Origin of the sequence: Bradyrhizobium sp. 132 (genome assembly GCF_023074185.1) — a bacterium.
Taxonomy (GTDB): domain Bacteria; phylum Pseudomonadota; class Alphaproteobacteria; order Rhizobiales; family Xanthobacteraceae; genus Bradyrhizobium.
On record NZ_JADPKY010000170.1, the window covers coordinates 176,790 to 202,987 of the forward strand.

General features: G+C 60.6%; 25 protein-coding genes and 1 tRNA gene. 10 read left to right on the forward strand and 16 right to left on the reverse strand.

Features of this window, described 5'->3' with window-relative positions:
- Positions 1-39 precede the first annotated feature (39 nt).
- From pheT to pheS, 3 genes are all read right to left on the reverse strand, one after another.
- Positions 40-2,448: a phenylalanine--tRNA ligase subunit beta gene (pheT, locus tag IVA74_RS37330; RefSeq protein ID WP_247352682.1), complete on the reverse strand. Its 2,409-nt coding sequence runs from the start codon at positions 2,446-2,448 to the stop codon at positions 40-42.
- Complete coding sequence (locus IVA74_RS37335) at positions 2,445-2,891, reverse strand: endonuclease domain-containing protein (RefSeq protein WP_247352683.1); 447 nt, start codon at positions 2,889-2,891, stop codon at positions 2,445-2,447. The genes pheT and IVA74_RS37335 overlap by 4 nt, the downstream gene beginning before the upstream one ends.
- Positions 2,892-3,106: 215 nt before the next feature.
- On the reverse strand, positions 3,107-4,189 hold the full coding sequence (gene pheS / locus IVA74_RS37340; RefSeq protein ID WP_247352684.1) for a phenylalanine--tRNA ligase subunit alpha: 1,083 nt from the start codon (positions 4,187-4,189) through the stop codon (positions 3,107-3,109).
- Positions 4,190-4,339: 150 nt separating this feature from the next.
- On the opposite strand from pheS, the gene IVA74_RS37345 reads away from it, so the two are divergent.
- Positions 4,340-4,753, forward strand: a complete 414-nt coding sequence (locus IVA74_RS37345) for a hypothetical protein (RefSeq protein WP_247352686.1) — start codon at positions 4,340-4,342, stop codon at positions 4,751-4,753.
- Positions 4,754-4,762: 9 nt separating this feature from the next.
- On the opposite strand, the gene rplT is transcribed toward IVA74_RS37345, so the two are convergent.
- Together rplT and rpmI are read right to left on the reverse strand one after the other, a co-directional pair.
- Positions 4,763-5,122: a 50S ribosomal protein L20 gene (gene rplT / locus IVA74_RS37350; RefSeq protein WP_247352688.1), complete on the reverse strand. Its 360-nt coding sequence runs from the start codon at positions 5,120-5,122 to the stop codon at positions 4,763-4,765.
- A gap of 80 nt (positions 5,123-5,202) precedes the next feature.
- Positions 5,203-5,403 carry a 50S ribosomal protein L35 gene (gene rpmI, locus IVA74_RS37355; protein ID WP_027535561.1) on the reverse strand — a complete coding sequence of 67 codons (201 nt, stop codon included), beginning with the start codon at positions 5,401-5,403 and terminating at the stop codon, positions 5,203-5,205.
- Positions 5,404-5,677: 274 nt separating this feature from the next.
- Between rpmI and IVA74_RS37360 the strand changes: the two genes are divergently transcribed.
- A complete protein-coding gene (locus tag IVA74_RS37360) occupies positions 5,678-6,076 on the forward strand; it encodes a hypothetical protein (protein ID WP_247352689.1) in 399 nt (132 codons plus the stop codon).
- Between the two features lie 122 nt (positions 6,077-6,198).
- Here the strand turns inward: IVA74_RS37360 and infC are convergent, their stop codons facing one another.
- Positions 6,199-6,738, reverse strand: coding sequence for a translation initiation factor IF-3 (infC, locus tag IVA74_RS37365; RefSeq protein ID WP_085349942.1), 540 nt, complete (start codon positions 6,736-6,738; stop codon positions 6,199-6,201).
- Positions 6,739-6,988: 250 nt separating this feature from the next.
- Between infC and IVA74_RS37370 the strand changes: the two genes are divergently transcribed.
- Both IVA74_RS37370 and IVA74_RS37375 read left to right on the forward strand, forming a co-directional pair.
- The gene (locus IVA74_RS37370) at positions 6,989-7,813 is read left to right on the forward strand and encodes an alpha/beta hydrolase (RefSeq protein ID WP_247352691.1); all 825 of its coding nucleotides are present in this window, start codon (positions 6,989-6,991) and stop codon (positions 7,811-7,813) included.
- Between the two features lie 173 nt (positions 7,814-7,986).
- Entirely contained in the window at positions 7,987-8,451 is a 465-nt protein-coding gene (locus IVA74_RS37375) for a nuclear transport factor 2 family protein (protein ID WP_247352693.1), read from the forward strand.
- A 3-nt stretch (positions 8,452-8,454) separates the two neighbouring features.
- Here IVA74_RS37375 and IVA74_RS37380 read toward each other — a convergent pair whose 3' ends face one another.
- The 3 genes from IVA74_RS37380 to IVA74_RS37390 all read right to left on the reverse strand — a co-directional run bounded on the left by IVA74_RS37380 (position 8,455) and on the right by IVA74_RS37390 (position 11,225).
- Positions 8,455-9,252, reverse strand: a complete 798-nt coding sequence (locus IVA74_RS37380; protein WP_247352696.1) for an acyl-CoA thioesterase domain-containing protein — start codon at positions 9,250-9,252, stop codon at positions 8,455-8,457.
- 156 nt (positions 9,253-9,408) lie between these two features.
- Positions 9,409-10,584 carry a tRNA epoxyqueuosine(34) reductase QueG gene (gene queG, locus IVA74_RS37385; RefSeq protein WP_247352698.1) on the reverse strand — a complete coding sequence of 392 codons (1,176 nt, stop codon included), beginning with the start codon at positions 10,582-10,584 and terminating at the stop codon, positions 9,409-9,411.
- A complete protein-coding gene (locus tag IVA74_RS37390) occupies positions 10,533-11,225 on the reverse strand; it encodes a glutathione S-transferase family protein (protein WP_247352701.1) in 693 nt (230 codons plus the stop codon). Before IVA74_RS37390 ends, queG begins: the two co-directional genes overlap by 52 nt.
- 169 nt (positions 11,226-11,394) lie before the next feature.
- On the opposite strand from IVA74_RS37390, the gene IVA74_RS37395 reads away from it, so the two are divergent.
- On the forward strand, positions 11,395-12,201 hold the full coding sequence (locus IVA74_RS37395; RefSeq protein WP_247352703.1) for an undecaprenyl-diphosphate phosphatase: 807 nt from the start codon (positions 11,395-11,397) through the stop codon (positions 12,199-12,201).
- A gap of 135 nt (positions 12,202-12,336) precedes the next feature.
- Here the strand turns inward: IVA74_RS37395 and IVA74_RS37400 are convergent, their stop codons facing one another.
- Positions 12,337-13,302: a complex I NDUFA9 subunit family protein gene (locus IVA74_RS37400; RefSeq protein ID WP_247352705.1), complete on the reverse strand. Its 966-nt coding sequence runs from the start codon at positions 13,300-13,302 to the stop codon at positions 12,337-12,339.
- A gap of 151 nt (positions 13,303-13,453) precedes the next feature.
- On the opposite strand from IVA74_RS37400, the gene IVA74_RS37405 reads away from it, so the two are divergent.
- A tRNA-Leu gene (locus IVA74_RS37405) sits at positions 13,454-13,540 on the forward strand.
- An 88-nt stretch (positions 13,541-13,628) separates the two neighbouring features.
- The gene (locus IVA74_RS37410) at positions 13,629-15,287 is read left to right on the forward strand and encodes a tyrosine-type recombinase/integrase (RefSeq protein ID WP_247352707.1); all 1,659 of its coding nucleotides are present in this window, start codon (positions 13,629-13,631) and stop codon (positions 15,285-15,287) included.
- Positions 15,288-15,406: 119 nt separating this feature from the next.
- On the opposite strand, the gene IVA74_RS37415 is transcribed toward IVA74_RS37410, so the two are convergent.
- Together IVA74_RS37415 and IVA74_RS37420 are read right to left on the reverse strand one after the other, a co-directional pair.
- Entirely contained in the window at positions 15,407-16,573 is a 1,167-nt protein-coding gene (locus IVA74_RS37415; RefSeq protein ID WP_247352709.1) for a hypothetical protein, read from the reverse strand.
- Positions 16,574-16,716: 143 nt separating this feature from the next.
- Positions 16,717-17,145 carry a hypothetical protein gene (locus IVA74_RS37420; protein ID WP_247352711.1) on the reverse strand — a complete coding sequence of 143 codons (429 nt, stop codon included), beginning with the start codon at positions 17,143-17,145 and terminating at the stop codon, positions 16,717-16,719.
- A gap of 117 nt (positions 17,146-17,262) precedes the next feature.
- Here IVA74_RS37420 and IVA74_RS37425 point away from each other — a divergent pair, with 117 nt between their 5' ends.
- A complete protein-coding gene (locus IVA74_RS37425; RefSeq protein ID WP_247352713.1) occupies positions 17,263-17,499 on the forward strand; it encodes a helix-turn-helix transcriptional regulator in 237 nt (78 codons plus the stop codon).
- Positions 17,500-17,868: 369 nt separating this feature from the next.
- Here IVA74_RS37425 and IVA74_RS37430 read toward each other — a convergent pair whose 3' ends face one another.
- From IVA74_RS37430 to IVA74_RS37445, 4 genes are all read right to left on the reverse strand, one after another.
- Entirely contained in the window at positions 17,869-19,158 is a 1,290-nt protein-coding gene (locus IVA74_RS37430; RefSeq protein ID WP_247352714.1) for a hypothetical protein, read from the reverse strand.
- Between the two features lie 896 nt (positions 19,159-20,054).
- Positions 20,055-20,705 (reverse strand): hypothetical protein, encoded by a 651-nt coding sequence (locus IVA74_RS37435; RefSeq protein WP_247352716.1) that lies wholly within the window; start codon positions 20,703-20,705, stop codon positions 20,055-20,057.
- A gap of 133 nt (positions 20,706-20,838) precedes the next feature.
- Positions 20,839-21,537 carry a recombinase family protein gene (locus IVA74_RS37440; protein WP_247352718.1) on the reverse strand — a complete coding sequence of 233 codons (699 nt, stop codon included), beginning with the start codon at positions 21,535-21,537 and terminating at the stop codon, positions 20,839-20,841.
- 413 nt (positions 21,538-21,950) lie between these two features.
- Complete coding sequence (locus IVA74_RS37445; RefSeq protein ID WP_247352720.1) at positions 21,951-23,606, reverse strand: DUF262 domain-containing protein; 1,656 nt, start codon at positions 23,604-23,606, stop codon at positions 21,951-21,953.
- A 206-nt stretch (positions 23,607-23,812) separates the two neighbouring features.
- On the opposite strand from IVA74_RS37445, the gene IVA74_RS37450 reads away from it, so the two are divergent.
- Both IVA74_RS37450 and IVA74_RS37455 read left to right on the forward strand, forming a co-directional pair.
- Complete coding sequence (locus IVA74_RS37450; protein WP_247352721.1) at positions 23,813-25,468, forward strand: N-6 DNA methylase; 1,656 nt, start codon at positions 23,813-23,815, stop codon at positions 25,466-25,468.
- Entirely contained in the window at positions 25,455-26,186 is a 732-nt protein-coding gene (locus tag IVA74_RS37455; protein ID WP_247352723.1) for a hypothetical protein, read from the forward strand. Before IVA74_RS37450 ends, IVA74_RS37455 begins: the two co-directional genes overlap by 14 nt.
- The last annotated feature ends 12 nt before the right edge of the window (positions 26,187-26,198 follow it).

Consider the following 26,198-nt stretch of genomic DNA (forward strand, 5'->3'; position numbering starts at 1 on the left):
GCATGACGTTGTCCGAATACCGCTTCACACTTTCCGGCGTCATGCTCTCAAAGCGCCGCCGGTCTTCTTCGTCACCTCCGCCACGATTTTCGCGCCGACGGCCTCGATCTCCTGGTCGGTCAGCGTCTTCTCGCGCGGCTGGATCGTCACCGCGATCGCGATCGACTTCTTGCCGTCGTCGATGCCCTTGCCTTCGTAGACGTCGAACACGTTCACGCCGGTGATCAGCTTCTTGTCGACGCTCTGGGCCGCGCGCACGATGTCGCCGCCCCTTACGGTGCGGTCGACGATGAAGGCGAAATCGCGCGAAACCGGCTGGAAGGCCGACAGCTCGATCACGGGCTTGGCGCGGGTCGGCTTCTTCTTCGCCTCGGGGACACGGTCGAGGATCACCTCGAACACCATCAGCGGGCCGCCGGCACCGAGCGCCTCGAGCGCGCGCGGATGCATCTCGCCGAAATAGCCCAGCACGTTCTGCGGCCCGATCTGGATCGTGCCGGAGCGCCCGGGATGCAGCCAGGACGGGCCGCCCGCGACGATTTGAAGTGCCTGCATCGGCGCGCCGGCGGCGGCCAGCACCGCAAGCGCATCGGCCTTGGCGTCGAACAATTCAGCCTGCGCCGAACCCGACCAATGCCGTCCCAGGCCTTGCGACGACGCAAAGCCGCGGCGGACGCCGCTTGCCGCCGTGAATTGATCCTGCGGGCGATCGCCCGTGAACACCTGCCCGACCTCGAACAGCGCGACATCGCCAAAGCCGCGATCGGCATTGGCCTGCGCCGCCCCGATCAGGCCCGCCAACAGCGTCGGGCGCATGTCGGAGAGGTCCGCCGCGATCGGGTTGGCGACTTCGAGTTCGCGCTGGCCGCCGCCGAACAGTTTTGCCGCAGACTTGGTGATGAAAGACCAGGTCACCGCTTCGATGATGCCGCGGCTCGCCAGCGCGCGCCGCGCGCGGCGGGTGCGGAGCTGGAGCGTGGTCAGCACGGATTTGCGTGCGTCCTCGCCGCGCTCGAACGGCGTCATCGGCACCTTGTCGACGCCGAAGATGCGGACGACTTCCTCGACGATGTCGGCCTTGCCGTGCACGTCGGTGCGCCACGACGGCACCGCGACCTTCACGACGGGTCCCGGGCCCGCCATCATGAAGCCGAGATGGGTCAGGATGCGCTTCATCTCCGGCATCGGCACCTCGATGCCCGAGAGCCGCTTCACCTCGGTGACCGGAAAATCGATCACGCGGTCATCGCCGAAGGTCTTGCCGACCACGACGTTCTCCGACGGCGTGCCGCCGCACATCTCCATCACCAGCCTGGTCGCGAGCTCCAGCCCCGGGACCATGAAGGCCGGGTCGACGCCGCGCTCGAAGCGGTAGCGCGCATCCGAATTGATGCCGAGCTTGCGGCCGGTCTGGGCGATGTTGATCTCGTTCCACAGCGCCGATTCGATCAGCACGTCGGTGGTGGTCTCGTCGCAGCCCGAGGCCTCGCCGCCCATGATGCCGGCCAGCGATTCGACGCCGTGCTCGTCCGCGATCACGCAAATCGCGGGATCGAGATTGTAGCTGCGGCCGTCGAGCGCGAGCAGCGTCTCGCCGTCATAGGCGCGGCGCACCACGAGATTGCCCTTCACTTTCTTCGCGTCGAACACGTGCAGTGGCCGTGCGCGGTCGTAAGTCATGAAGTTGGTGATATCGACCAGCGCGTTGATTGGACGCAGGCCAATCGCGGTGAGCCGCTTCTGCAGCCATTCCGGCGACGGCCCGTTCTTGACGCCGCGCACGAGACGAAGCGCAAAGCCAGGGCACAGTGCGGCGTCTTCGACCGTGACCTTCACCGGACACGGGAATTCGCCCTTGATCGGCTTGATGGTGGGGTCTTTGAACTTGCCCATGTCGGCGGCGGCAAGATCGCGCGCGATGCCGTGCACGCCGGTGCAGTCCTGCCGGTTCGGCGTCAGATTGATCTCGACCACGGGATCGCCGAGGCCGGCCCATGCGGCGTAAGCAGCGCCGATCGGCGCGTCGGCCGGTAGTTCCATGATGCCGTCATGGTCGTTGGAGATCTGCAGCTCGGCCGCCGAACACAGCATGCCGCGGCTTTCGACACCGCGGATGGTGCCGACGCCGAGCGTGATGTCCTTGCCGGGAATGTAGGTCCCGGGCGGCGAGAACACGCTGACGAGACCCGTCCGCGCATTAGGCGCGCCGCACACGACCTGCACGGGCGCGCCACCGTCACCGGTGTCGACCATGCAGACGCGCAGCCGATCCGCATTCGGATGCTGCTCGGCGGAAATCACCTTCGCGATGGTGAACGGCTTCAGCGCCTTCGCCTTGTCCTCGATGCTCTCGACCTCGAGCCCGATCATGGTGAGCTTCTCGGCGAGCTTTTCCAGCGGCTCGTCGGTGTCGAGATGTTCCTTCAGCCAGGAGAGGGTGAATTTCATGGCTGCTTTTTCTCCACGGAGGCGGTCTGCTCCCTCTCCCGCTTGCGGGGGAGGGCTGGGGTGGGGGCTCTCTCCGTAACGGCGGTAGCAATTGTTTCGAGAACGCCAGCACGATTGATCATGACGTCGAGGTTGCTGAAACGGAGCACCTTGAAGCCTCCCGCTTCGATCACGGCAGACCGCCGTGCATCGGCGCGCTCACCTTGCTCCGAGAAGTGCTGGCCGCCATCGAGTTCGATGACGAGCTTGGCCGCATGGCAGATGAAGTCGGCGACGTAGTGCTCGATCGGCACTTGGCGACGAAAGCTCGTACCATTCAGCCGGCCGCCGCGCAGCTCCGACCAGAGGATGCGCTCCGCATCGGTCGAGTTGCGTCTGAGCGCGCGCGCATTGGCTCGTAGGCGGGCTGATACTTTCCAATCCGGATGCTTGGGATCGACCATCGGCAGCCCCATTGCGGAAACACCCTCTCCCCAACCCTCCCCCGCAGGCGGGGGAGGGAGTTCGAGCTGTCGAGCGGACAGAGCATTGGTACCCAAGGGGCAAACGCCACGCGCTCGCTCCATCCATTCCCTCCCCCGCTTGCGGGGGAGGGTCAGGGAGAGGGCTGTCTCCGCACAGGGAACGGAGAGAGTCATCGTATGGCTGAGTAGTGCCATCACGAGCTCAGCCCTCCCGCGAGGGTCGGCACTTCCAGTGGTTTGAAGCCGTAATGGGACAGCCAGCGGACGTCGTTGTCGAACAGCTGGCGCAGATCGGCGATGCCGTATTTCAGCATGGCGATGCGGTCGATGCCCATGCCCCAGGCAAAGCCCTGGTACTCGTCGGGATCGATGCCGCAGGCGCGCAGCACGTTCGGATGCACCATGCCGCAGCCGAGAATCTCCAGCCAGTCTTCGCCCTCGCCGAAGCGGATCTCGCCCTTGTCGCGGCGGCACTGGATGTCGACTTCCAGCGACGGCTCGGTGAACGGGAAGAACGAGGGCCGGAAGCGCATGTTGATGTGATCGACCTCGAAGAACGCCTTGCAGAACTCGTGCAGGATCCATTTGAGGTGGCCGAGATGCGAGTGCTTGTCGATGACGAGGCCTTCGACCTGGTGGAATTGCGGCGTGTGGGTCGCATCCGAATCGATGCGATAGGTGCGGCCCGGGCAGATCACGCGGATCGGCGGCTTCTCACTCAGCATGGTGCGCACCTGCACCGGCGAGGTGTGTGTGCGCAACAGCATGCGCGAGCCATCCTCCTTCGGATGGAAGAAGAACGTGTCGTGCATCTCGCGCGCGGGATGGCCTTCGGGAAAATTCAGCTTGGTGAAGTTGTAGTCGTCGGTCTCGATGTCAGGACCTTCGGCGACCGAGAATCCCATGTCGGCGAAGATCGTGGTCAGCTCGTCCCAGACCTGGCTCAGCGGATGAATGCGGCCGGCTTCGGTCGGCGCATCGCGCAGCGGCAGGGTGACGTCGATCGTTTCCGACGCGAGCCGCGCGTCGAGCGCCGCCGATTTCAAAACGTCGCGCCGCGCGGCGAGGGCCTCGGTGACCTTGTCCTTGGCCTGGTTGATCGCAGCGCCTTGCGTCTTGCGCTCGTCCGGCGACATTTTTCCGAGCGTGGCAAGAAGCGCCGAGATCGAACCTTTCTTGCCGAGGGCTGCGACGCGCACCGCCTCGAGGGCGGCCTCGTCTCCGGCGGCGGCGATCTGGTCGAGGATGGATGTTTCGAGCGTTGCGAGGTCGGACACGGTCAAATCCCTGCTGCCAAATTCGGCTGGGTTGTCGCCGCCCGAAGGCCGTAACGTCAAGCGAAAAGCCGGTCATTTCGGGCTGACGAACGGCTGGGTTGAACCTCGCGCGGGGGCTTGGCACCAAGGGGATACGAGGAGGCTTTCGCGATGCTTTCAAGATCCGGTCTGGCTGTTCTGGCCGTCGCGCTCTCTGTTGCCGGCACCCCGGCGCGAGCCATGGTCTGCATGGAGAAATCCATGACGCTGGACGAGGTCATCGACACCATCGCTGCCCAGAAGGGCTGCGCGCGCGCGATGAAGGTGTTTCAGGGTTGCCAATTGACCGCGAGCGGCGATGTTCAGCTCGGCGCCGCCGTCGAGAAGAAATGCGAGGCGGATTTCATGCCCGGCCTCAACATGGTGCGGAAACAGGCCTACCAACGCGAGATGCGTGTTTGCGACCGAAAGTACCGGAATAAATCCGGCACCATGTATCTGTCGTTTACGGCATTCTGCCGGGCGGAGGTCGCCCAGCGTTACTCGCAACGCGCGCTGAAGGCTGCGGGCTCGAAAGCCCGCTAGCGCGGCCTCTTAGGCCGCGAGCGCAGCTTTGGCCTTCTCGGCGATCGCCTGGAACGACGCGGGCTCGTTGATCGCGAGATCCGACAGCACCTTGCGGTCCACGGTGATCCCGGACTTGGCCATGCCGTCGATAAAACGGCTGTAGGTCAGGCCGAACGGACGGACGGCAGCGTTGATGCGCTGGATCCAAAGCGCACGGAACGTCCGCTTCTTGCGCTTGCGGTCACGGAAGGCGTACTGCATGGCCTTGTCGACCGCCGGCTTGGCAGTGCGGATGGTGTTCTTGCGGCGGCCGCGGAAACCCTTGGCGGCCTTGTAGACTTTCTTGTGCTTGGCGTGGGCGGTCACACCGCGTTTGACGCGAGCCATGACAAATTTCCTTCAGAGATGACTTGGTTTTCGGATCGCCGCGAGAGGTGCGGCGCTGGTGGCAATGATCGTGGACGCGATCAGGCGTTCGGCAAGAAGTACTTCTTGACGTTGTCGCCGTCGGTCTTGAACAGCACGCTGGTGCCGCGGAGCTGACGGATCTGCTTCTTCGTCCGCTTGATCATGCCGTGACGCTTGCCGCGATGGGCGAACATCACTTTGCCGGTGGCAGTCACCTTGAAGCGCTTTTTGGCGCCCGATTTGGTCTTCAGCTTGGGCATTTTGCTCTCCTATGGCCACAACAGAATGCCGCCCGTGAAGGCGGCTGGCCGTCTAAAATGCTCGTTAGAGCGTTGATTATGCTCAGGTTTTTGCGAACTAGCGCGAAACCCGCACGGACACCGCCACGGCAGCCCTTAATCAGCCGGGCAATGAAGGCTGGGCTTATGACAGAGGACGGGCGAATTGGCAACGATGAACCGCTGGAACCTAGCCGGCGACTGTCCGGAATTGCTATCTTCATGTCCGAGCCGTGTCGCCCGGAGCAGGACCCAAATGGCCCATCTTTCCCAATCGCTTTCGTTTTTGACCGAGTTCGCCCGTCCGCGCCGCCTAGCGCTGTTGGCCGTGCTCGCCACGGCTGCGCTTCCCTCGACCGCCGACGCACGCGGCTATAACGGCGTGTGGAACGTCACTTTCGCCACCACCCGCGGCAATTGCAGCTCCGGCTACAGCGTTCCCTTTACCGTCGCCGGCGGTCGGGTGTTGTCCGCCGGCGGTGGCCGGGTCTCCGGCAAGGTCAATCGCGGCGGCTCCGTTGCAGTCCGGGTCTCGGTCGGGGCGTCCCATGCCAGCGGCGGCGGCCGTCTTGCCGGCATGGCCGGCGCCGGCTCCTGGCACGGCATCATCTCCGGCGACCGCTGCAGCGGCACCTGGCACGCGACAAGGACGTAACTATCGCCCAAGAGGACGGTGCGCTCCCTCTCCCGCAAGTGGGAGAGGCAAGAAAACAAAACGGCCCGCCGGAAATCCGGACGGGCCGTTGAATTCGCTAATTCAAAGTATCGGTGTCAGCGTCAACGCGGCGCCAGCACCATGACGACCTGACGGCCCTCGAACCGCGCGTCCTGCTCCACCTTGGCGAGCTCGGCGACGTCGGTCTTGATCTTGTCGAGCAGCTTGGTGCCGATCTCCTGGTGCGCCATTTCGCGGCCGCGATAGCGCAGAGTGATCTTGACCTTATCGCCCTCTTCGAAGAACCGCTGCATCGCGCGCATCTTAACTTCGTAATCATGGTCGTCGATCATCGGGCGGAGCTTGATCTCCTTGATCTCGACGATCTTCTGCCGCTTGCGGGCTTCGGCAGCTTTTTTCTGCGCGGAATACTTATACTTCCCGTAGTCCATGATCTTGCAGACGGGAGGGCTGACGTTCGGCGAGATCTCGACCAGATCCATGCCGGCCTCCTGGGCCAGGCGGATAGCCGCGACGGTCTCGATGGTGCCCTTGTTGTCACCGGTCTGATCGATCAGCTGGATCTGCGCATTGCGAATATCGTCATTGATGCGCGGCCCGTCTTTGGCGGCAGTGGGTGGGGCTTTATTGGGACGGCGAATGGGTGGTTCTCCAAAGTTATGAAAAGAGGCGGCTATTTTGCAGGAAGATACGGTTGCCGGCAAGCAATTCGCTCGTGCGGCGGTCGAAAAAGCCTCAACTGCGAGGCATTTTGGCCACGCCGGGGCACGAAGACCGACATAGACACCTTGCTTCTGTTCCGCAAGCGTCCCAAAGGGCCAATGCCGATGTCCGGCTGCGCTGCGGAGCACGTCCGGACAACTCAAACTGCGCAGTCAGAGTAAACGTTCCATGAATCACGCAATTCCTGATGCCATGCTCGACTTCATCGATGTGGGCGAGGGCCCGTCCGCACGCCGGATCGCGGTGCGCAGCCGGCGCGGGCAAGGACCTGAGCAAGGACCTGAACAAGGACCGGGACTGGTTTGGCTCGGCGGGTTCAAGTCGGACATGCAGGGCAGCAAGGCCGTGGCGCTGGACGAATGGGCCAGGGATCGCGGCCGTGCCGTGGTCCGGTTCGACTATTCCGGCCACGGCGAATCCGGCGGCGACTTCGCCGATGGAACCATCGGGAGCTGGCTCGAGGATAGCGTGGCGGTGTTCGATCGGTTCTGCGACGGCCCGCAAGTCCTGATCGGCTCGTCCATGGGCGGCTGGATGGCGCTGCTGCTCGCGCGCGAAATCAAGAAGCGTCAAGAGAAACAGCAAGCCAAGGCGTCGCTGGCGGGCCTGGTGCTGATCGCGCCGGCGCCCGACTTCACCGAGGAGCTGATGTGGAAGAACTTTCCGGCCGCGGTGAAGAAAGAAATCGAGACCAAGGGTGTCTGGCTGCGGCCGTCGGACTATGGCGATGGCTCGCCCTATCCGATCACGCGGAAACTGATCGAGGAGGGGCGCAACCACCTCGTGCTCGGCAGCGCCATCGATCTCGGCTGTCCTGTCCGCATCCTGCAAGGCGCGCAGGATCCTGATGTGCCCTGGCAGCACGCGTTCGCGCTGACACATCGCCTGCCGGCCGACGACGTCGTGCTGACCATGATCCAGGACGGCGATCACCGTCTCTCCCGCCCGCAAGACATCGCGCGCATTCTTGCCGCGGTGGCCGAGATCGGGTGAAGTGCTTTCTTCCTTCCCCCTTGTGGGAGAAGGTGGCTTCGCGAAGCGAAGCCGGATGAAGGGTTCTCTCCGCGGAGACAGACCCCTCACCCAAGTGAATGCGTGTCAACGAGCGGATCTGCCCTCTCCCGCAAGGGGCGAGGGCACGATAAAAAGCACTGGGAGGCAATGCGATGACCACCGCCATGCTGCGCGCCTTCTGTGACGCCGTCGAACAACGCAACGGGAAAGCATTTGCCAGCCTCTTCACCGAGGACGGCGTCTATCACGACGTGTTCTACGACGCCTTCGACGGCCGCGAGAACATCGCCGCGATGATCGACGACTGGTTTTATCGCACGGCCACCGATTTTCGCTGGGACATGCACGATCCCGTGTCCGACGGCACCACGCTCTATGCGCGCTACACGTTCAGCTACCGCTCGACCTTGCCCGAGGCGAATGGCGCGCGGGCGATGTTCGAGGGCGTCGCGATCATGACGCTACGCGACGGCAAGATCGTCAGCTATCACGAGGTCGCCAACACCGCGCCGGCGTTTGTCGATCTGAAGTTTGCGCCCGAGCGCATCGCCAAGATCGTCGCCAGGCAGGGCGCTGAGCTCAAGGCGCGGCCGGAGATGAAGCGGCATTTGTCCTGACGGTTAAGGCGGCGGTGGCTTCGCAATCGGCTTGCGCTGCGCCAGCGCCGCGACCGTGGCGGTGCCGATCGGGCCCGCTTCGTCATAGAGCCAGCATTCGCCGATTGCCACGCCGTCGGTGGCCTGGTGGTTGACCACGTCGAAGCCGATCCAGTTCGTCACCGGCAAGCGGTGCAGATAGATCGTGACGTCGCTGTTGATGTAGCGGAGCCCCTTGTCGCCGGCGTTCGCGAACGGGCTGGCGAAATCGGCGCCGGTGGCGACGTGGACGAACGGCGTCATCGGCACGCCCGCCACCAGCTCGCGCACCTCGCTCATCCAGAGTTTTCGTGGCCCGAGCGAGCCCATATGGCCGACGATCGGCCGCGTCGCCCATTTGCCGTTCATGCCGAGCCTGGGATCGGTGGGCTTGGGAATGTCGGCCGGCTTCGGCACGTCCCAGTTCGGCGGCGACCAGACATTGCCTTCCGGATTCTGCGTTCGCCGCAACAGCTGACACGAGGCGCGCGCCATGCCGACGCCGCCGGACAAGAATTCCGCTTCCACGACGCGGATGCGCATTCCGTCGCGCACGAGACGCGTCGTCACCTCGATCGGCTTGTCGATGGTCGGCAGCCGAAACATGTCGACGGTCAGCCGCGCCGGCACGAATTCAGGGCCGGAATGCCGCTCCTCGATGGCGAAGCCGAGCAGGCCGATGATGACGCGTCCGTGCAGCGATTTCGGATCCCACGGACCGTTGGCGGCTTCCGTCGGATGGAATGTGTCGCCGTCGCAAGTGAAGAAAGGCATGTTTGTCATGGCGCGCGAGATTGAAGGAACGCGTGGGGAAATCAAGGTCCCCAATCCTCATGGTGAGGAGGCGCGAAGCGTCGTCTCGAACCATGAAGGCCCGGCTCTTTCAGTTCGGCCTCTATCCTTCGAGACGCGCGAAGAGCGCGCTCCTCAGGATGAAGATCAGGACGCGGCCCGCCACTCCTCGCGTACGCTGTCATCGCGCTCGCTCGCGATTGCAGCTGCCCTCATTGCAGCGAACCCTGCATCTGACAACAACTGCCTCAGCGCCCACACCGCAGCCCCCCGCACCAGCGGGCTCGCATCATCCAGCAATCGCCGCGCCTCGTCCGCCAGTGCCGGATCGCCGGAGTTGCCGATCGCGATCAGCACGTTCCGCAAAAAACGATCGCGGCCGATACGCTTGACCGGCGACTTCTTGAACAGCGCGCGAAACGAAGCGTCATCGAGCCGGGTGAGTTCGGCGAGACCTGGCGCGCGCAATTCGTCACGCGCCGCGAGCTTTGCCTCGCGACCCTCCTGCGCGAACTTGTTCCAGGGACAGGCGGCGAGGCAATCGTCGCAGCCATAGATGCGGTTGCCGATCGCCTTGCGAAACTCGCGCGGGATCGGTCCCTTGTTCTCGATGGTGAGGTATGAGATGCAGCGCCGCGCATCGAGCTTATAGGGCGCGGGGAAGGCCGCGGTCGGGCAGATGTCGAGACACGCCCGGCACGAGCCGCAATGATCGATGTCGGCGTCGTCGCGCGGCAGCTCCAGCGTGGTGTAGATCGCGCCGAGAAACAGCCACGAGCCGAATTCGCGCGAGACCAGATTGGTGTGCTTGCCCTGCCAGCCGAGATGCGCAGCTTGCGCCAGCGGCTTCTCCATCACGGCGGCAGTGTCGACGAACACTTTCACGTCGGACGGTGCGGTCGCAACCAGCCATCGCGCCAGCGCCTTCAGGCGTTTCTTGATGAGGTCGTGATAGTCGTCGCCCTGCGCATAGACCGAAATCGCCGCGCGCGTGCGTTGTTCGAGGATCGCGAGCGGATCCTGGTCGGGGCCGTAATTGACGCCGAGCATGATGACGCTGCGCACGTCCTGCCACAGCCCGCGCGGATCGACCCGGCGCTCCGGCTGCGCGGCGAGCCAGTCCATGTCGCCATGGCCGCCCGATGCGATGAATTCGAGAAAATGTTTTCCGGCGCTGTCGATCGTGCCCGGTTCAGTGACGCCGATGCAGTCGAAGCCGAGCGCGCGTGCCTCGTTTGCAAGCGCCGTCTTCAGTTCGGTCGGATCGGAGTTCAGAAGTCGAGGTCCACGTAGGTCCGCGACGCCGGCACGCCCGCCAGCCATTCGCTCAGCAGCGGACGGAACGACGGGCGGGATTTCACCCGCGCGTACCACGCCTTTGCTGCGTCGTCCTCGCTCCATGGCACGTCGCCCAGATAGTCGATCGCCGAGAGGTGCGCCGCGGCGGCGAGATCCGCGTAACTGAGCCGGTCGCCGGCGAGGAAATTACGCGTCTGCGCCAGCCAGCCGATATAGGCCAGATGATAGCGCACATTTGCCTTCGCGGCGCGCATCACGTCGGCCGAAGGCGGGCCGCCGCCATTGTCCTCGCTCATGAAGCGCTTGTAGATGCGCTCGGTGACGAGCGGGTGGGAGACCTCCTCGAAGAATTTTTCGTTGAACCAGGCCATCAGCCGGCGCACCTCGACGCGCTCGCCGATCGTGTCCGGCATCAGGCGCTTGGGTCCCATCTCGGCGCCATAGGCCTCGTCGACATATTCTGCGACGATCGCCGCGCCCGGGATGGGCGGCTGCTCGTTGTCCACCAGGACGGGCGTCGTGCCCGCCGCATTGAGCAGCAGAAATGCCTCGCGCCGCTCCCAGCTGCGCTCTTCAACCAGCTTCAGCTCAAGCCCGTATTCCCCCGCGATCAGGCGGATGAAGCGCGAATGCGGACAGAACGGATGATGAAACAGCGTGAACATGAAGCCTTTGACTATTTGATGGTGCTTAAGAATCCATCAATGTTTGTGCGGCGCCACACTAGTCATTCAAAACCGCGAAGCAAGGGCGTGACGCCGCATTTTGCGATTGCAGCAATGGGGCGGATGGGCGAGAAGAGCCCCGCTTTTCCAGCGGAAATGGACCGTAAATATGTCAGACGCAATACGGGCAGTGATCCTCGGCATCATCGAGGGTGTGACCGAGTTCCTTCCCGTGTCCTCGACCGGTCACCTGCTGCTTGCGGAGCGCTTCTTCCATCTCGGCGAGGGCGCGTTCTGGGATTCGTTTACGGTTCTGATCCAGCTCGGCGCGATCCTCGCGATCGTCGTGCTGTACTTCAAGAAATTGTGGGACGTCGCGATCGGCATGTTCACGGGCGACGCCTATGCGCGCCGCTTCGTGATCGGCGTGCTGGTGGCGTTCCTGCCCGCTGTCGTCGTCGGTCTCGTCGCCGGCAAATACATCAAGAGCATGCTGTTCAATCCGTGGGTGGTGTGCTTCTCGCTGATCGTCGGCGGCGCCATCCTGCTCTGGGTCGACAAGCTCGATCTCAAGGCGCGCGAGCATGACGCCACCCGGTTTCCGCTGCTGATGTATCTCTATATCGGCATCGCGCAGTGCATCGCGATGATCCCAGGCGTGTCGCGCTCCGGCGCCAGCATCGTCGCCGCAATGTTTTTGGGGGCCGACAAGCGCGCCGCGGCGGAATTTTCGTTCTTCCTCGCCATCCCCACCATGATCGGCGCGTTCGCCTACGATTTCTACAAGAACCGCTCCGAGATGACGATGGACCACATGGGCATCGTCGCGATCGGCTTCGTGGTATCGTTCGTCACCGCGATCATCGTGGTGAAGACGTTCCTGGAATACGTCACCCGCCACGGTTTCGTGGTGTTCGCCTGGTGGCGCGTGATCGTCGGCACGCTCGGCCTGATCGCGCTGGCCATGGGGCGGTAAGCCCGAACTTCAAACAACTGCAGCCTGAACGTTGAATCTCGTCGTGCCCGGCCTTGTGCCGGGCATCCACGTTCTTGGCGACCATCAAGGAAAGACGTGGATGGCCGGGACAAGCGCGGCCATGACGGCGGATGGTTACGCGCTCTTGCGCTGGAATTGCCCGGCGGCGCGGAAACGCCAGAGATATTGCGGGGCGATCGCCTCGAGCGAGTCGGCCGTGATGCCAAGGCCCTCCAGCGTCAGGCCGGCGGCCTTCGCCGCATCCGACACGACATTGTCGCGCGCGAGCAGCGTGACCTGGTCCGGCGTCAGCTTCAACGCGCCGGGCGCGAATTGCAGGAAATTGGCCTGGAAGCGGGCCAGCCCGAACGGCAGCGGCACCAGCATCGGCTTGCGATCGGCGATCTTGAGGATGGCCTCGATGATCTCGCGCATGGTCAGCACGTCCGGCCCGCCGAGTTCGTAGGTCGCGCCCGCCTTGGCCTTGCCGTCGACGGCATCCGCGATCCCGGTGGCGACGTCGCCGACATAGACCGGCTGCATCCTAGTCTCGCCGCCGATCAGCGGCAGCACCGGCGACATCCGGGCCAGTGCCGCGAAGCGGTTGGTGAACTGGTCCTCGGGGCCGAACATCACGGAGGGACGGAAGATCGTCGCCGACGGCACCGCGGCCAACACCGCGGCTTCGCCGGCCGCCTTGGCCTTGGCGTAGCGCGAGGGCGATTCAGCGTCGGCGCCGATCGCCGAGACATGGATCAGGCGTGCCCCCGCGGCCGCGGCCGCCTTGGCGACGGTCTCGGCGCCCTTGGCCTGGACGGCATCGAAGTTCTGCGCGCCACCCTCGGCGAGGATGCCGACCAGATTGATCACGACCTGCGAATCACGCAGCGCCGCCTCGACCGAGGCCGGATAGCGCAAGTTCGCTTGAACGGTGTGAACCTGCCCGACCTTGCCCGACGGCTGGAGGTAGCCGGCCAGCTCCGGCCGCCGCACCGCGACCCGGATACGGTAGTCGCGCCGGCACAGCGCGCGGACGACATTCCGGCCCAAAAACCCCGATCCGCCGAAAACCGTGACGAGAGTTTCCAGATTCGATGCCATGGAGGTCCATTCCTGCAGGAAGAGTGCGTGTTATCAGGCTTGTATCGGGCCGGTTTGCGATGCGCAATCCGCATCCGGAAGCGGGGTTCAAGCATGAATTGACAACCGCGTCACCGAACCGTAGTAACCGCCTCCGTGCCCTAAACGGCATGCCCAGGTGGTGGAATTGGTAGACGCGCTGGCTTCAGGTGCCAGTGGCTTAACGGCCGTGAAGGTTCGAGTCCTTTCCTGGGCACCATACGATTCTGGATATGAAGTAAATCCAGATACATAAGCCCAATCAGAGTGTTGCGTTGGCCCCGACTGTGTAACAATGGGGTGTAACATTGCTGTTCAGGGTTGTTCGGCCGATGCGCCGGGTTGGGTCTCGTTTTTCTCTTTTCGTGCAGCGCATTCCGGCTGACGTCCGGGCCAAAGCGGTCGGCATCGAGCTGGCGATTCCGCTTGGTAATGGCTTCGTCTTCGTGACGCTTAGCGAGGGCGCTCAGGCCGTCCGGTTCTCCCTTCGCACTACGGAACCTAGCGAGGTCAAGACCCGTCAGGCGCTCGCTGCGGCCTATCTGGAAACCGTCTGGGCGGCACTCCGCAACGACGCTCCAGTGCATCTGACCCACCGGCAGGCGACGGCCTTGGCAGGCGAACTCTATCGCGTCTGGGCCGACAGCGAGAACCGCGCCCGGAGTGTCGCCATGGTCCACACGCCCGGAATCGGCTGGGCGCCCGACACGGAGAGCCATGAGGAGCAGGAGGCCCACTGGGCAGCCGTAACGGAGATGTGGGAGAGGATCGGCGGCGACGGCGAGGCCAAGAAATTAGAGAAGGCGCTCGGGCCCATCGTGGACCGCCTCTTGCTGACCAAAGGCATCCGCCGCGTGGACAGCGAATCGCGTGCGCTCTTGCTCACCGCCTTTTGGATGGCGCTGCGTGACGCCTTCGCGAGCCGCCAGCGGAATGCGGGTGGCGACTATTCGCTCGACCCCAAGGCCGCTCGCTTTCCCGAGTGGCAGGCCCCGGCAGATGCGCCGAAGGAAAAGCCAAAGCGAGGCACCTCCAAGAATTCCCTTACTGCCCTCGTTGAGGATTGGTGGAAGGAAGCCAAGCGGGCGGGCCGCAAGCAGAGCACCTATGAGAGCTATCGCAACTCGATGGCGCGCCTCGTGACATTTCTGAAGCACGACTCTGCGAGCCGGGTGACGCCGGAGGACATAGTTCGCTTCAAGGACTATCGCGTGCAAAGCGGCGTGAGCCCGAAGACGGTGAAGGATAGCGACCTCGCTGGGATAAAGACGGTGTTCGGCTGGGCGGTGGTCAATCGGCGGCTGTCCAGTAATCCGGCCGAGGGGATCACCATCAAGGTCGGCAAGTCGCGCAAGCTCCGGTCCAAAGGGTTCTATGATTCGGAAGCCATCGCCATCCTGAAGCACGCCCGCGAGTTCGTGCCCGGCCGGGAAGCCCCGAAGCTTGCGGCGGCCAAGCGGTGGGTACCATGGCTGTGTGCCTTCACGGGTGGTCGCGTGGGCGAGATGATCCAGATTCGAAAGGAGGACCTTCGGCGCGAAGGCAAGCTCTGGGTGCTGCACGTGACGCCCGAGGCGGGGCCGGTGAAGACGGATGAAGCGCGTGATGTCGTTCTCCATCGGCAAGTCATCGAGGAAGGCTTCTTGGCGTTCTTTGAGAAATCGAAGGGCGGCTATCTGTTTATTGACCCTAGGGCCGGTGAGCTAGGGGTGCGCAACGCGGTGAAGACGGCGCGGAACAAGGTCAATGAATTTGTGCGCGAGGTGGTGAAAGACAAGAACGTTGATCCAAGCCACGGCTGGCGACATCGCTTCAAGACAGTCGGAATCGATCAGGGCGTTGAGATGCGCGTGCTGGACGCCATTCAGGGGCATGCGCCGCGGAATGTCTCAGAGGGGTATGGAGACGTGACCGTCAAGGCGAAGGCGAACGCTATCGCTCGGTTTCCAGCCATCGATGTCGCATGAGCCACCACCCGGATTATGGCGTGGCTGGCTCGCTGACATCTAGGTGGATCTGCCAACCAGTTACACGATCGAGCGCGGAAATCTCCTCACCTTAGGCCCAATGCCCCCGTGCTTCATAGCTAGGTAGGCCTCGAAGCGATCCAGTCCACCAGTGCTGGGACGCAGCCCGGATGCTCATAGATGTAATGGCGCAGGATCCGCTTTGCTGCACCATCCTGTCGAAGGGTTACAATATCAACCCCTTGGCCATCCGGCGCTGAGTGAGCACTCACCTCGCAGTTCACTCCGGCAAGTGCCAGTTCGCGCCCACAAAAAGCGCGAAAAGCGGCAGCGAGAACCACCAGGAGAAAAACTAAGAAGGGAAGAAGGCCAAGGTAAGCAAACATGTAGACTTGTTCAAGCTCACGTAAATACAGTCTTGTTTTCGTCTCGATCGGCAATTGAGTGGCTGCGAATATCAAACACAACGGTAGTGCAAGCCATATTAGATTGTTTGGTCGAAAGGCTCCAATTAAGGAGAGCGCCAGTGAGGCCAGCCTAGTCCCGATTGCACCAGTCGTTATGGTCAGTGTCGCTTCATCATCTATTGCTCGAACCACAAGCCTGCGGGCGCCAAGATGCGAAGCGTCCACTTGCGAAGATATTCTTTCGATCAGTTCAATTTGTGCGGCCGACTTCCGCAGTATCCACGAGCAAACAAGAATTGATGCGACGATCCCCAAGACGACCGCTCCTATTGCAGCAATGATATTAGGAATGTGCAGCCCCGGGTTCCGCCGCAAATGCGGTAAGAAGTAGTCCACCGTAATGTTGAACAGGGCCACAACTACGATAAACGAGAAAAAATACAGCGTATACAATGCGCGGGATTGAGCTGGGGTAAGCTCTGTTTTGAACACTTCGAGGAAGGGGGTCGCAAGACTAGCCGTGTATATTCTGTCAAGATTCGTAGTATGGCTAAGTGCATGCGATATGACGTTCCCCCCGTGGCTATGCCCTAAGAGAAGGATTGGAACGTTCGGAAACTGTTTCGCTCGCAGATCTATGGCCTCAGCAAGTTTCTTAGCTGCAAATTCCCGTCCTTTAAAGGAATTCGCACCCGACCATTTAATAAAACTTGCCTGGACCTCAATCCCGCGTTCATTCAGCTGACTCACTAAATCATTATGAAAGCCGGATCCCGGTTCGTACCAGCGAGGTTGTCGATGTATCAGAGCTCGTGAACTGGGAAAAATGCCACGGCCCCAGGTACCGTGGATCATTATAATGAAGAGCTCTCGCAACATGGCGCACTCCTCGTCCCGTCATAAGGAGTGTAGAATGCCAAGATTGCATGTCGGCAGCAAGTGTCGGTGAGGTCGCAAGGCAGCGTCGTATATTAAGCGGAGAGAGTCTGGCTTGTACCCGTAAGCCGAGATCGGTTTATCTTCTAGCGTGTGCTCGCATATTTGGTCGCTGCCGCTTTGCAGGCTGCTATTTTTGAGCAGGCCAGCACGGCGCCGTCCCGCAGGGCATTCTCATAGGAATCGTCTTTGTGGTTCGCGTGAAGATAGGCCCCGAGCAAGGCCGCAGCGACCAAGACCACGACGTAACGGGCCCGCTCCAAAATGAGCCGAGCCTTGGGGTTCTTCTCAATGCGGGTGACCGTCACCAAGAAAATGGCCGGTGTGCTCACGAGAAGGATGACAACTTGGATGCTGCCCGGCTCGATGTCCAGCCGGTTGAGAACCTCATGTTCGAGCCAAAGGCAAAGCGCGATGAATCCCCAGATGGTGGCCCAGTAGCTGGCCATGTCGAAGAGGACCTTAATGGGGTCGTTTTCGCCCAACTTCGGGGCGTTGCTCTCGGTGCTGGACATTTGCGCGTTCCTCAACAGGTGGCTGACGCAATGTAGACGATAGTCATCATGGCTCAATGGGAAAATGGGACTCATAGTCCGTAGACCCAAAGTCATCATGACGGCCTGCTTCCGTGGATGGATGACGAGACAGGCATCGTTAACGTGGTGGCGGCGGCTGTGCGGCGGGCCCGGAAGGGGCTTGGTCTGTCCCAAGAGGATTTGGCCCTAGAGGCGGGGCTGGATCGGACCTACGTCAGTCAGGTGGAGCGGGGCGCCCGCAACTGCACCATCATCGTCCTCGCCCGCTTGGCGAAGGCCTTGAAGACGACCCCTGATAGGTTGCTTGTCCCCCAGCGGAAGGGGCGACCTTAATCCCTATTTCGTCCGGTGTTATGAGGGCGGTCACTTTCAACACGTGACCCCATCTCGCTTCCCATCACAAGGGCAGGGGCGATAGGGCCTGCTCGATGTAGGTCAAAGGATGAGGCTAGGTGGTGCCCATGGGAGGGGTGGTGGTCACTCACCCGAGCTTGGAGGTGAGCCTTCGGGTCGGTGAGGGTGACCCTAGAGGCCGCACTTAGGGGGCCATGAAGGAGGGTGGTGTCACCCTCCCAACTTGAGGGCAACTTAAAGACGGCACCGAGTTAAGCCTCAAAGTCTCCCCCCTTTAAGTTCCTCCCCTCTAGCTTCTTCCTCCTCCATTAGCGGAGGCGTAAGGCCCAATTTTGTCCCAAGTGGCTGTTATCGTTGGCAAAAATCTATGGAAACAATCGCGCAGGAAGATCCCGTCCCCATGCTGAAAGCAGCCTGCATCGCGTCGGCCGCAACGTCGGCTTTCGATTCCGCGACCAACACAGCGTCATGCAGCGGCAGGGCGGGGACCCCTATGCTCGCAAGATGCGTGATGATCCCGATCAACATGTCGCTTTCGATGCGCATCAACTGAAAGCCCAGCCCGGTGCCGAACAAATCAGCGATGGGCGCATGGCGCGTGGCTAGCATCTCAATGGCGTCACGGAGTTTCGTGCCCGAGAGGAAATGTGGAAGCGTTCCCTCCGGCCAATTCCGCAATGGGCCGTCCGCGAACAACATCGCGTTCATCAGCCGTTTCCAGCCATCACGCCCGGAGCCATCTCCCGCCACGTCATAGATGTCACCTTCCGGCTGCGGCTGTCCCGCCCGCACATACGCGAGGCGCGGGAAAAGCTGCCTGTAATCGACATCGGCAATTCGCTCGCCATCAATCCGGATGCGCTCAAATCGCTCGGCCCGCTCCATGCCCATCCAGAAGCCGCCAGCGAGCCGGCCTCCGTGCTGCCAATTGTCGTTATTGAAGATACGCCGAAGAGAACGGCGATAGGGTGCGATGACTTGGCCGTTCTTCCCTAAAGAGAGGCCGGTGTCTTGACCTCTCACCTCGATATTAGCGCTGCGCAGAAATTCATTGATGCGCCGCATCTGTCCCGCAAGCTGGCGGGTCTTGGCTGTCTCCGGGAAGGCAATCGAGGCCGCACGCCCGTCGTCATCCTTGCCTTCCTTCAAGATGATCAGAGCGCGGTCGTCGATTTGCTTGACGCTTCGCCAATCCGGTGGTGCCAGCGGAAGATGCTGAGCGAGCGCTGCGCTTGGTCGAATGAGCGACGGCACCCGCATTCTTTTGGATAGCTTATATCCCCTTCGCTCCTCTGCGATCAGGCCAAGTAATGCAAGCCCGTCTATCGCGGATAGGAAGTGCTGGCCATAAACCGGGTTGGCGCTGCCATCGCCCCGCCAAAGAAAGCCATGTGACCGGGGCACCGCGAGCTTGGGGCTGGACTCGATTGCGCTGAGCAAGATCAGGTTGCAGGCCAGCGCCTCAACGGCGAGGCCGAATTTCTCCTTGTCCGCTTCCTTCCGCGCTCGCTTCCTGCCGCCGCCATCGGTTTCGTGGAGCAGCAGCGCATCGCGCAAACATTGGACCGCATGGGCAAGCTCGGTCGTCTTGGCCCGGAGCAGTGGATCGAACCACATGATGTTGGGTGATTGTGTCATGGAGGCGTGAGGCGTGTGTTCAAAGTGGCCTGCCCCAACCCTCGATATGCACGCACTGCTTCACTCCGACCAGATAGCTCGCGCGAATGCTGCGGCTTACGATTTCTTTCGGGCATGGATCAACTCGACGCGCGGGGCCGTCCATAGCGCTGCCGATGGGCCAGGACGCCCGCGACATGCTTCTCAACGACCCATTCGCAAGGTTTCTCCAGCATCCGCCCCATCTCCCGCAGAACCCGCCCGGTGGACCTCGGAAAAGCGTGCATTTCAGTCCGCCGTTTCCTTCCCTGATGGTCCTCCACGACCCACACACGATGCGTGCCCGAAGCTAGGCGGTGAACCGCTTTGCAAATCTGGACCGTCCGAAACTCCTTTGCGCGGGGGGCCGTGGCGTCGGCCTTGATCAGGGCGGAGACGGCGAGGACGATAGAGACAATACGCTGCGGGAGAACGCCTTCAACGCGGAGCCGCGCCAGTCCGATCTTGGCTCGCTTAGTGGCGGACATGCCTTTGAGGCGCGTCGCAATCTCCACCGGGCCAGCGTCCTCTAGCGTCCGCCCCATGTCCGCAATCGCGGCGGCTATAAACTTATCATTGGCTGCAAGGCCGACATACGCGGTTGCCGCCGTAATGTATGGCCGCAACTCGGAAGCCTTGAAGCTCGGCCGCCAGTAGGACCCATGACGCTGCCGGTGCTCAACGTGGCGCCTACAGTGGTGTGGGGCGAGGCCTTCGCGGGCCGCTTTCATTGTCGGGCGCCCGCAGCCGGGAATGGCGCACTTGGCTGCTGCCGCGAGCGGTCCTAGTCGGATGCTTTCCTTCAGAGCTGCTCTGCGCGTCTTTCGGAGAGACGGTGAGGTCACAAGTTCACACCCTCGCTGAGGTCCTCGTGTTTCCTAGCTGCGAGGAGGCCGCCCATGATGCTCCCGGCCCCCCTGTGCAAGGTCTTTCAGAATGATCACTATCTTGTTGCCCTTCGCGTCTTCGGACCGGATGTGAACCGCTGTGATCTCCAGGGCCTTCTGGAGGATCAGCCCATCAATTTCCTTCCATAGTGGGGCGTATGCTACCGAATCGCCCTTCTTGTTTTTCCAGCGGTTCTTACGCCAATCCAGCCGTAAGGTGTTCACGCTCCTAACGATGTAATCGTTACTGGTCTCGATCAGAACACTAGCCCTCGGGGCGGCTTGGTGCACGATCCTGTGCACTCCGAGAACGGAAGCCTCTTGTTGCGTGCTTGATGGGGCACTTGCCGGTGCAGCATCCAAATAGGCCAGTTCCGCGTCGTCCTCGGAAGCACGATAGCCTACGGCAAACGCGGCTCGTGCCGCTCGGTCGTCCGAGGCCACTAACGTGGCTACGAAGGCTCGCCCATCTTGGAACGGAAAGTCGTCTGAGTCAGGCTCGGGCTTCAACAACTCCGACAACAATTCTGTAGTCTTCGTTCGTCTCCTAGTCGCTGGCTTGACGTTACGGACGAGCCCGGCGTTCACCTTCTTAGCTGACACTCTCCTAGGACCAGCGGCTGCAGGCTTCTTCTTGGTCATTCCTCATTCCGACAGAATTGATTCACTCCGCATTATGTAGGAATTCAAGAGATGATGCGAGGAATCTGCCATAGAAAAGTTTCGACCAGTGACGCTTGAAAAACCGAGGAAGCAGACTCTTTTGCGTTAGTCTTTAGCTCATCCTTGCAAGCCGTGCTTCGATTAGCCTGACCTGTGGAGCTGACCACTTTACCCCACCCCTTGCCGTAGGGATGCCCTGTGCCGTCAAAGCCCGTGCGACCTCGGTGGGTGAGGTAATCCCGTTAGCTCTGAGCTTCTTCAACAGCGGCGCTAGATCTTCCGCTCGTCTATCTGCAAGCCGTGACTGTTCGTCCCTTCCGCGTGCTTGTATATCGCTAGCCAGGCTTCCTCCCCGGTAGCCCCCCAGTCGCTGCCCCCGTGCCTTAGCTGCCGCTAGTGCTGCCTTGGTCCGAGCAGAGATCAGGCCGGCCTCTAGCTCTGCTACTGCCGCCATCTGTTGAAGCATGAAGCGCCCGGTAGGTCCCTCGATGGCAGGGAGATCGGCAAAGCGCACGTCCACCCCTGCCTCTAGGAGCCTCTCTAGGAAACCCACTGAGCGGGTCAGGCGATCCACCTTCGCGACCACGAGGGCCGCCCGGTGCAGACGTGCCGCCGTGAGTGCCCCATCCAAGGCGGGTCTATCGTTGCGGCGTCCGCTCTCGACCTCCGTGAACTCAGCGATTACGTTCGCGAGCCCATCCCCTAGGTGGTTTGCAACGGCGGCTCTCTGTGCATCGAGCCCTAAGCCCGATTGGCCCTGCTTGCGGGTGGACACCCGATAGTAAGCAACAAACCGGCGCTTCACGATCATTTCTCTCTCGATGGTGGCCCCCGAAAAACTTAGTCAACGAGCGTTGTCACCATATTTTTCTTATCGTCGCTGGAATCGTGCGCCAATCGTTCGGCCATGAGTCAAATCGACTCAGGGTCGAGCATGGAGATGCTGCCCTTCGTAATCAGAGCGGGTAGGAAGGGGAACGAGAGGAAGGAGAAGGGGCAGCCGGAGTGAAAGCAAACGTCAGCCACCATGAAGGCGGGTTTGAGAAATTGGACGTGAGGCACGGGGGAAAGCAGCGAGCCGCCGCCGCGAGGTCATATCTCAGATTTGTAACCCCTAAAAAATTCCGCCCGGAGCCTAACCTGTCTGGAGGAGCACATGGGCCGGGCCCCTTATGCAGGCTTGAGACGAAAGCTCGGCGCCAAAAATCGCGTCCGTTAGCCCAACTAGTTAGCCCATTCCTTGCGAACAAAGTCTTCGATAAGTTGCGCTCTAGCCAACACGGCGACCTTGTCCCACGTGCGTGAACGAATTGTGTTGGCGACTGCCACGGTGCCACGGATGCCGCACTCTTTGTAGCTTTTGGCCTTCTCATTTGGAGGTTTATCCTGCAGCGACGAATTCACGCCGGGAGGCAGCATCGTAAGATTGCCGAGGTGATGAACGTACGAGACATTTGAGCTCTGTGGCTTGATGTGTTCAATCGATTTGGAAGGGTCCGCAGCCCAGATCTTGGTCCATTGAAACTCGTTGAGCTTCTCTCCCGCTGCTTGGGCGAGATGTTCGTCATAGCGGAAGAGAAGGTATCGCAGCTCTTCCGTCCACCCCTCGTAGCTGTTTGTGTAGTCCTTCGCACTTGTAAGCACGGCATCAATTGAATAGTCCGAGCCAATCGAAAGCAGGCGATCAACGATTTCGGGCGCCTTTAGCTTGTCTACGAAAATCTCTTGGCCTAGGCGGACATAGTCTCCGACCTTATGCCGCGAATCGGCGCCCCCCAGCCCGAATATGCGAAAAGTTACTCGTTCCCATTGCGCAAGAAGGGATCGTTCGACATCGGGCGGAAACTGTCTCACTATGATTGATGTTGCTACGAAGCGGGCGTGCACAATATTGGTGACTGCTTTGAGGCGTGCATCGCGATCAAGCCGATCCAGTGCGACAACAATCGAATGTAACCAGCGGGCCTGACCTACAGTGTTGGCAAGTCCGCCACTTGCTTGGTCCACAAGTGTTGCCGCTGCATCTTCCTCTGACTGGAGCCGATTGACCTTCTGAGAGTTTTTGAGGGTGCCGGCGAACCGAAGAGCTTGATCCCCGAGAGCATTCCTAAGCCCAAGCACGCGATAAATGTCCTGCCAAATGCTGTGCATTTCCTTGAGGGGTTCTGCGCTCTGGTTTGTCTGTAGGAAGATTAACCCCATGAGTTGACTTTTGAACTTATCAATCCATCTCACGTCTAAGCCGCGGCTGTTTAGGACCTCGAAAACTCGATAGACGGCCGACTCATCCGTTAGTTCGTGGTAGATCATCGATAAACGGTTTCGCAAGAGAGCAACGAGTTCAATGAGCGATGCGGACCTCTTCCAGTCTTCGACAAAAGATTCACATTCGCTCGCAGCGTCTATCAAGTTCTTATCGGCTGCCGTCTCGCCAGCATCCTTGCGGATGATGCCTTCTCGGATGTAATCCACAAAAACGTGCGTGCTGTCATGGTTCGTTTGTAGGAGCGCTAGCGAGTGATCATCGCTTTTGACTAGCAGCTCATGCAGTTCCTGCTTGATCTTGTTTTCATCGCCACCGGTCCCTAAGGCTTTTTCGATCGCCTTTAACAAGATGACGAATGTTGTTAATCGTTGCTGTCCGTCAACGACTTCCACCGCAGTGAATTCGTTCGCAACGATCAAGCGTCGCTCCCGAGCGAGACCTACGACCGTTGCAAGAAAATGATCTTGCTTGGTCTTCTGAACCTCGCGGATGTCGGCGAAGAGATCCTTTCTTTGCTTGGTCTCCCAGGCGTATGCTCGTTGATAGTCCGGTATGCGAAATAGCCGGCCCGCCAAAAGTTGGTTCAGTGTCAAGTGCTGCGGGTTTAGCTGCATGTGCTTCCAAGCTCCTCAAGGGGCGAATCTCGCGCTACGTCCATTCAAGCTTGCGGTATAGAAGCGGCACGTCAAGGTTGCCGGGCCGTTTTGGTCTCGCTGGCTGGATTTCTAAGCGCAACGATTTAGGCTTAGAACATAAAATGAACGTTTACTGATTCGCTGCAATGTGAGACCCTGCGATTCGGCGGATGCGGGCGGCGGAAGTGAACATCGAATTTCAACGACAGAAAGCACGGGGTGCATTTTATACACCTCCGGAGATCAGCCAATTCCTCGTTGATTGGGCTGTGCGCCATAAAGGAGATTTGGTTCTCGAACCCTCTTGTGGGGACGCAGCTTTCTTAGTGCCGGCCGGCGAGCGATTGCGGCACCTTGGCGCCCCCCGCCGAGCGCTTCCAAACCAGCTGCAAGGGGTGGAAATACACAAAGCTTCTGTTGAAGAGGCCGAGGAGCGTCTGGAGGAGGAGGGGGTCTCCGCGACCATCGTTCATTCGGATTTCTTTGATTGTGAGCCGCGTCCGGTATTCGATGCAGTGGTGGGAAATCCGCCTTTTATTCGGTATCAGTCGTTTTCGGGCGAGGCCCGTGCCAAAAGCTTGCGCGTTGCGCTGGCGCATGGCGTTCGGCTTACTGCTCTTGCTAGTTCTTGGGCCGCGTTTGTAATTCACGCCTCGGAATTTCTCAAAGATACGGGGCGCCTCGGGATGGTGCTCCCGGCGGAATTGCTGTCTGTCAGCTATGCTTCAGAGGTCAGACGATTTCTCCTCAATCGATTTGCCAGCGTGCGACTCGTTGTGTTCGACCATCTGGTCTTTCCCGGGGTGACGGCTGAGGTAATACTCTTGCTTGCCGAAGGTCGCGGCAAGGCCAAGAGCTTTGAGGTTATGCAGCTGCGCGATCTTGAATCGCTGTCCGAGCTCAACGGTCCGGGAAGCATCGACTTTCTTCCTTCGGGTGGCGAGAAATGGACGCCCGCTCTGATCTCGAACGAAGCCTTTAGGGTTTATCGGGAGCTGACATGTCAAGGTGCATTCGGTCGCCTGGTAGATTGGGGCGAAACCTATTTGGGGAACGTCACTGGAAACAACGGCTATTTCACCCTCACTGCTGAGCAGGTGGAGACACTAAAGCTTGGAACGCGAGATATTCTGAAGATTTCGCCACCAGGATCGCGGCATTTAAAAGGGCTAACTTTCAGCGATAGAGCATGGAAGGAAATGTCTAACCGGGGAGCCCGCTGCTATATGTTTGCGCCGCAGGGCGAAGAGCTTTCGGCGGCTGCACGTGCCTACATTCGAGATGGAGAGAAGAAAAAAGTCCAGCGAGCTTATAAGTGCAGCAATCGGACGCCATGGTGGCGTGTCCCGCAAGTCGCCAAGCCAGACATCCTATTCTCTTACATGAATCACGACCATCCTCGTCTAGTCACCAACGATGCAGGAATCTCAATTCTCAACTCACTCTATGGTTTAAAGCTAAAGGACCAGCTGAGGGATTTGGGGAAGACGCTCTTGCCAATAGCTTGCCTTAACAGCCTTACTCTGTTGGGATCAGAAGTAGTTGGCCGCGCATATGGTGGCGGACTTCTGAAACATGAACCTCGCGAAGCAGACCTTCTTCCCGCCCCTTCGCCGAAGGCGCTTGGGGAAATTGGTGAAGAGTTGACCTTCTTAAAGCCGCAGCTGGCGACCGCCCTTCGGTCAAATGACTTATCTGCTGCCGTCAGGCTCGTGGACTCGGTAGTGCTTACGAAGCACATGCAGGTTGATGAAGTCGAACTTCAAGGATTGAGAGCGGCTCGCGAGTTGCTTTTCAATAGACGTGTTTCACGAGCGGCCAGCGCACGTGTCGCGGATTGAAAATCGCTTAAAGCAAGCCATTTCGGGGCTTGGATCCAAGCCATTGGATTCGGAGGCGCAGAATGTAAAGCGCCGCTATAGCGAGAGACTGTCCGAATGTGTTGCTTTGGCAGTAGCCGCTGAACTTCGAGAGCGTGGGCTCAAGGAGGCTCGGCCTGCAAGCCCCGGCGAACTCGATTCCTCCGGAGCTGAGCGCCGGATGGCCGGTGGCCTGGGAGCAAAGAAAGTAGATGTGACCTGGGCTACCGAGGAAGCAGGTCTACTTCTCGCCATCTCTATAAAGAGCATCAATTTCCGTGATGCCAGCACGAAGAATTTTCAAAAGAATTTGGTTAATAGGCGGGGCGACATGCTGATGGAGGCCGTTACGCTCCACCGGCGCTTCCCCTATGCGGTGCTCGGTGCGTTTTTCTTCTTCAATAAGGACGCCGAATCTGACGGCACCAGCAAACGAAAGTCTACATTCCTTAATGCGCACGCTCGTTTGAGGCTGTTCACTGGTCGCGCCGACCCAGCCGGGCGGGATGAGCAATTCGAGCGGTTCTACATTTTATTGTTAGACGCGTCGGCTGCGAGCCCTGTACGGACTTTTGAAGTTGGGAAACCTGAGACGCCCCTGCCCCTATCAGATATATTCGACGAGCTTCTAAACATAACCGCTGAGCGAAATCCCGACTTTTACGAGTTTGATGCGGGAGTTCTGCGTAACGTTAGGTAGCTATCCCCGCCT

Excerpts from the sequence above, each read along its gene's own strand:
- pheT (WP_247352682.1), bottom strand. The coding sequence starts at position 2,448 with ATGAAATTCACCCTCTCCTGGCTGAAGGAACATCTCGACACCGACGAG.
- IVA74_RS37335 (WP_247352683.1), bottom strand. The coding sequence starts at position 2,891 with ATGGTCGATCCCAAGCATCCGGATTGGAAAGTATCAGCCCGCCTACGA.
- IVA74_RS37345 (WP_247352686.1), top strand. The coding sequence starts at position 4,340 with ATGCTTTCAAGATCCGGTCTGGCTGTTCTGGCCGTCGCGCTCTCTGTT.
- rplT (WP_247352688.1), bottom strand. The coding sequence starts at position 5,122 with ATGGCTCGCGTCAAACGCGGTGTGACCGCCCACGCCAAGCACAAGAAA.
- rpmI (WP_027535561.1), bottom strand. The coding sequence starts at position 5,403 with ATGCCCAAGCTGAAGACCAAATCGGGCGCCAAAAAGCGCTTCAAGGTG.
- IVA74_RS37360 (WP_247352689.1), top strand. The coding sequence starts at position 5,678 with ATGGCCCATCTTTCCCAATCGCTTTCGTTTTTGACCGAGTTCGCCCGT.
- IVA74_RS37370 (WP_247352691.1), top strand. The coding sequence starts at position 6,989 with ATGAATCACGCAATTCCTGATGCCATGCTCGACTTCATCGATGTGGGC.
- IVA74_RS37375 (WP_247352693.1), top strand. The coding sequence starts at position 7,987 with ATGACCACCGCCATGCTGCGCGCCTTCTGTGACGCCGTCGAACAACGC.
- IVA74_RS37380 (WP_247352696.1), bottom strand. The coding sequence starts at position 9,252 with ATGACAAACATGCCTTTCTTCACTTGCGACGGCGACACATTCCATCCG.
- queG (WP_247352698.1), bottom strand. The coding sequence starts at position 10,584 with ATGGCTGGCGGGCGTGCCGGCGTCGCGGACCTACGTGGACCTCGACTT.
- IVA74_RS37390 (WP_247352701.1), bottom strand. The coding sequence starts at position 11,225 with ATGTTCACGCTGTTTCATCATCCGTTCTGTCCGCATTCGCGCTTCATC.
- IVA74_RS37395 (WP_247352703.1), top strand. The coding sequence starts at position 11,395 with ATGTCAGACGCAATACGGGCAGTGATCCTCGGCATCATCGAGGGTGTG.
- IVA74_RS37400 (WP_247352705.1), bottom strand. The coding sequence starts at position 13,302 with ATGGCATCGAATCTGGAAACTCTCGTCACGGTTTTCGGCGGATCGGGG.
- IVA74_RS37415 (WP_247352709.1), bottom strand. The coding sequence starts at position 16,573 with ATGTTGCGAGAGCTCTTCATTATAATGATCCACGGTACCTGGGGCCGT.
- IVA74_RS37420 (WP_247352711.1), bottom strand. The coding sequence starts at position 17,145 with ATGTCCAGCACCGAGAGCAACGCCCCGAAGTTGGGCGAAAACGACCCC.
- IVA74_RS37425 (WP_247352713.1), top strand. The coding sequence starts at position 17,263 with ATGGATGACGAGACAGGCATCGTTAACGTGGTGGCGGCGGCTGTGCGG.
- IVA74_RS37430 (WP_247352714.1), bottom strand. The coding sequence starts at position 19,158 with ATGACACAATCACCCAACATCATGTGGTTCGATCCACTGCTCCGGGCC.
- IVA74_RS37435 (WP_247352716.1), bottom strand. The coding sequence starts at position 20,705 with ATGACCAAGAAGAAGCCTGCAGCCGCTGGTCCTAGGAGAGTGTCAGCT.
- IVA74_RS37440 (WP_247352718.1), bottom strand. The coding sequence starts at position 21,537 with ATGATCGTGAAGCGCCGGTTTGTTGCTTACTATCGGGTGTCCACCCGC.
- IVA74_RS37445 (WP_247352720.1), bottom strand. The coding sequence starts at position 23,606 with ATGCAGCTAAACCCGCAGCACTTGACACTGAACCAACTTTTGGCGGGC.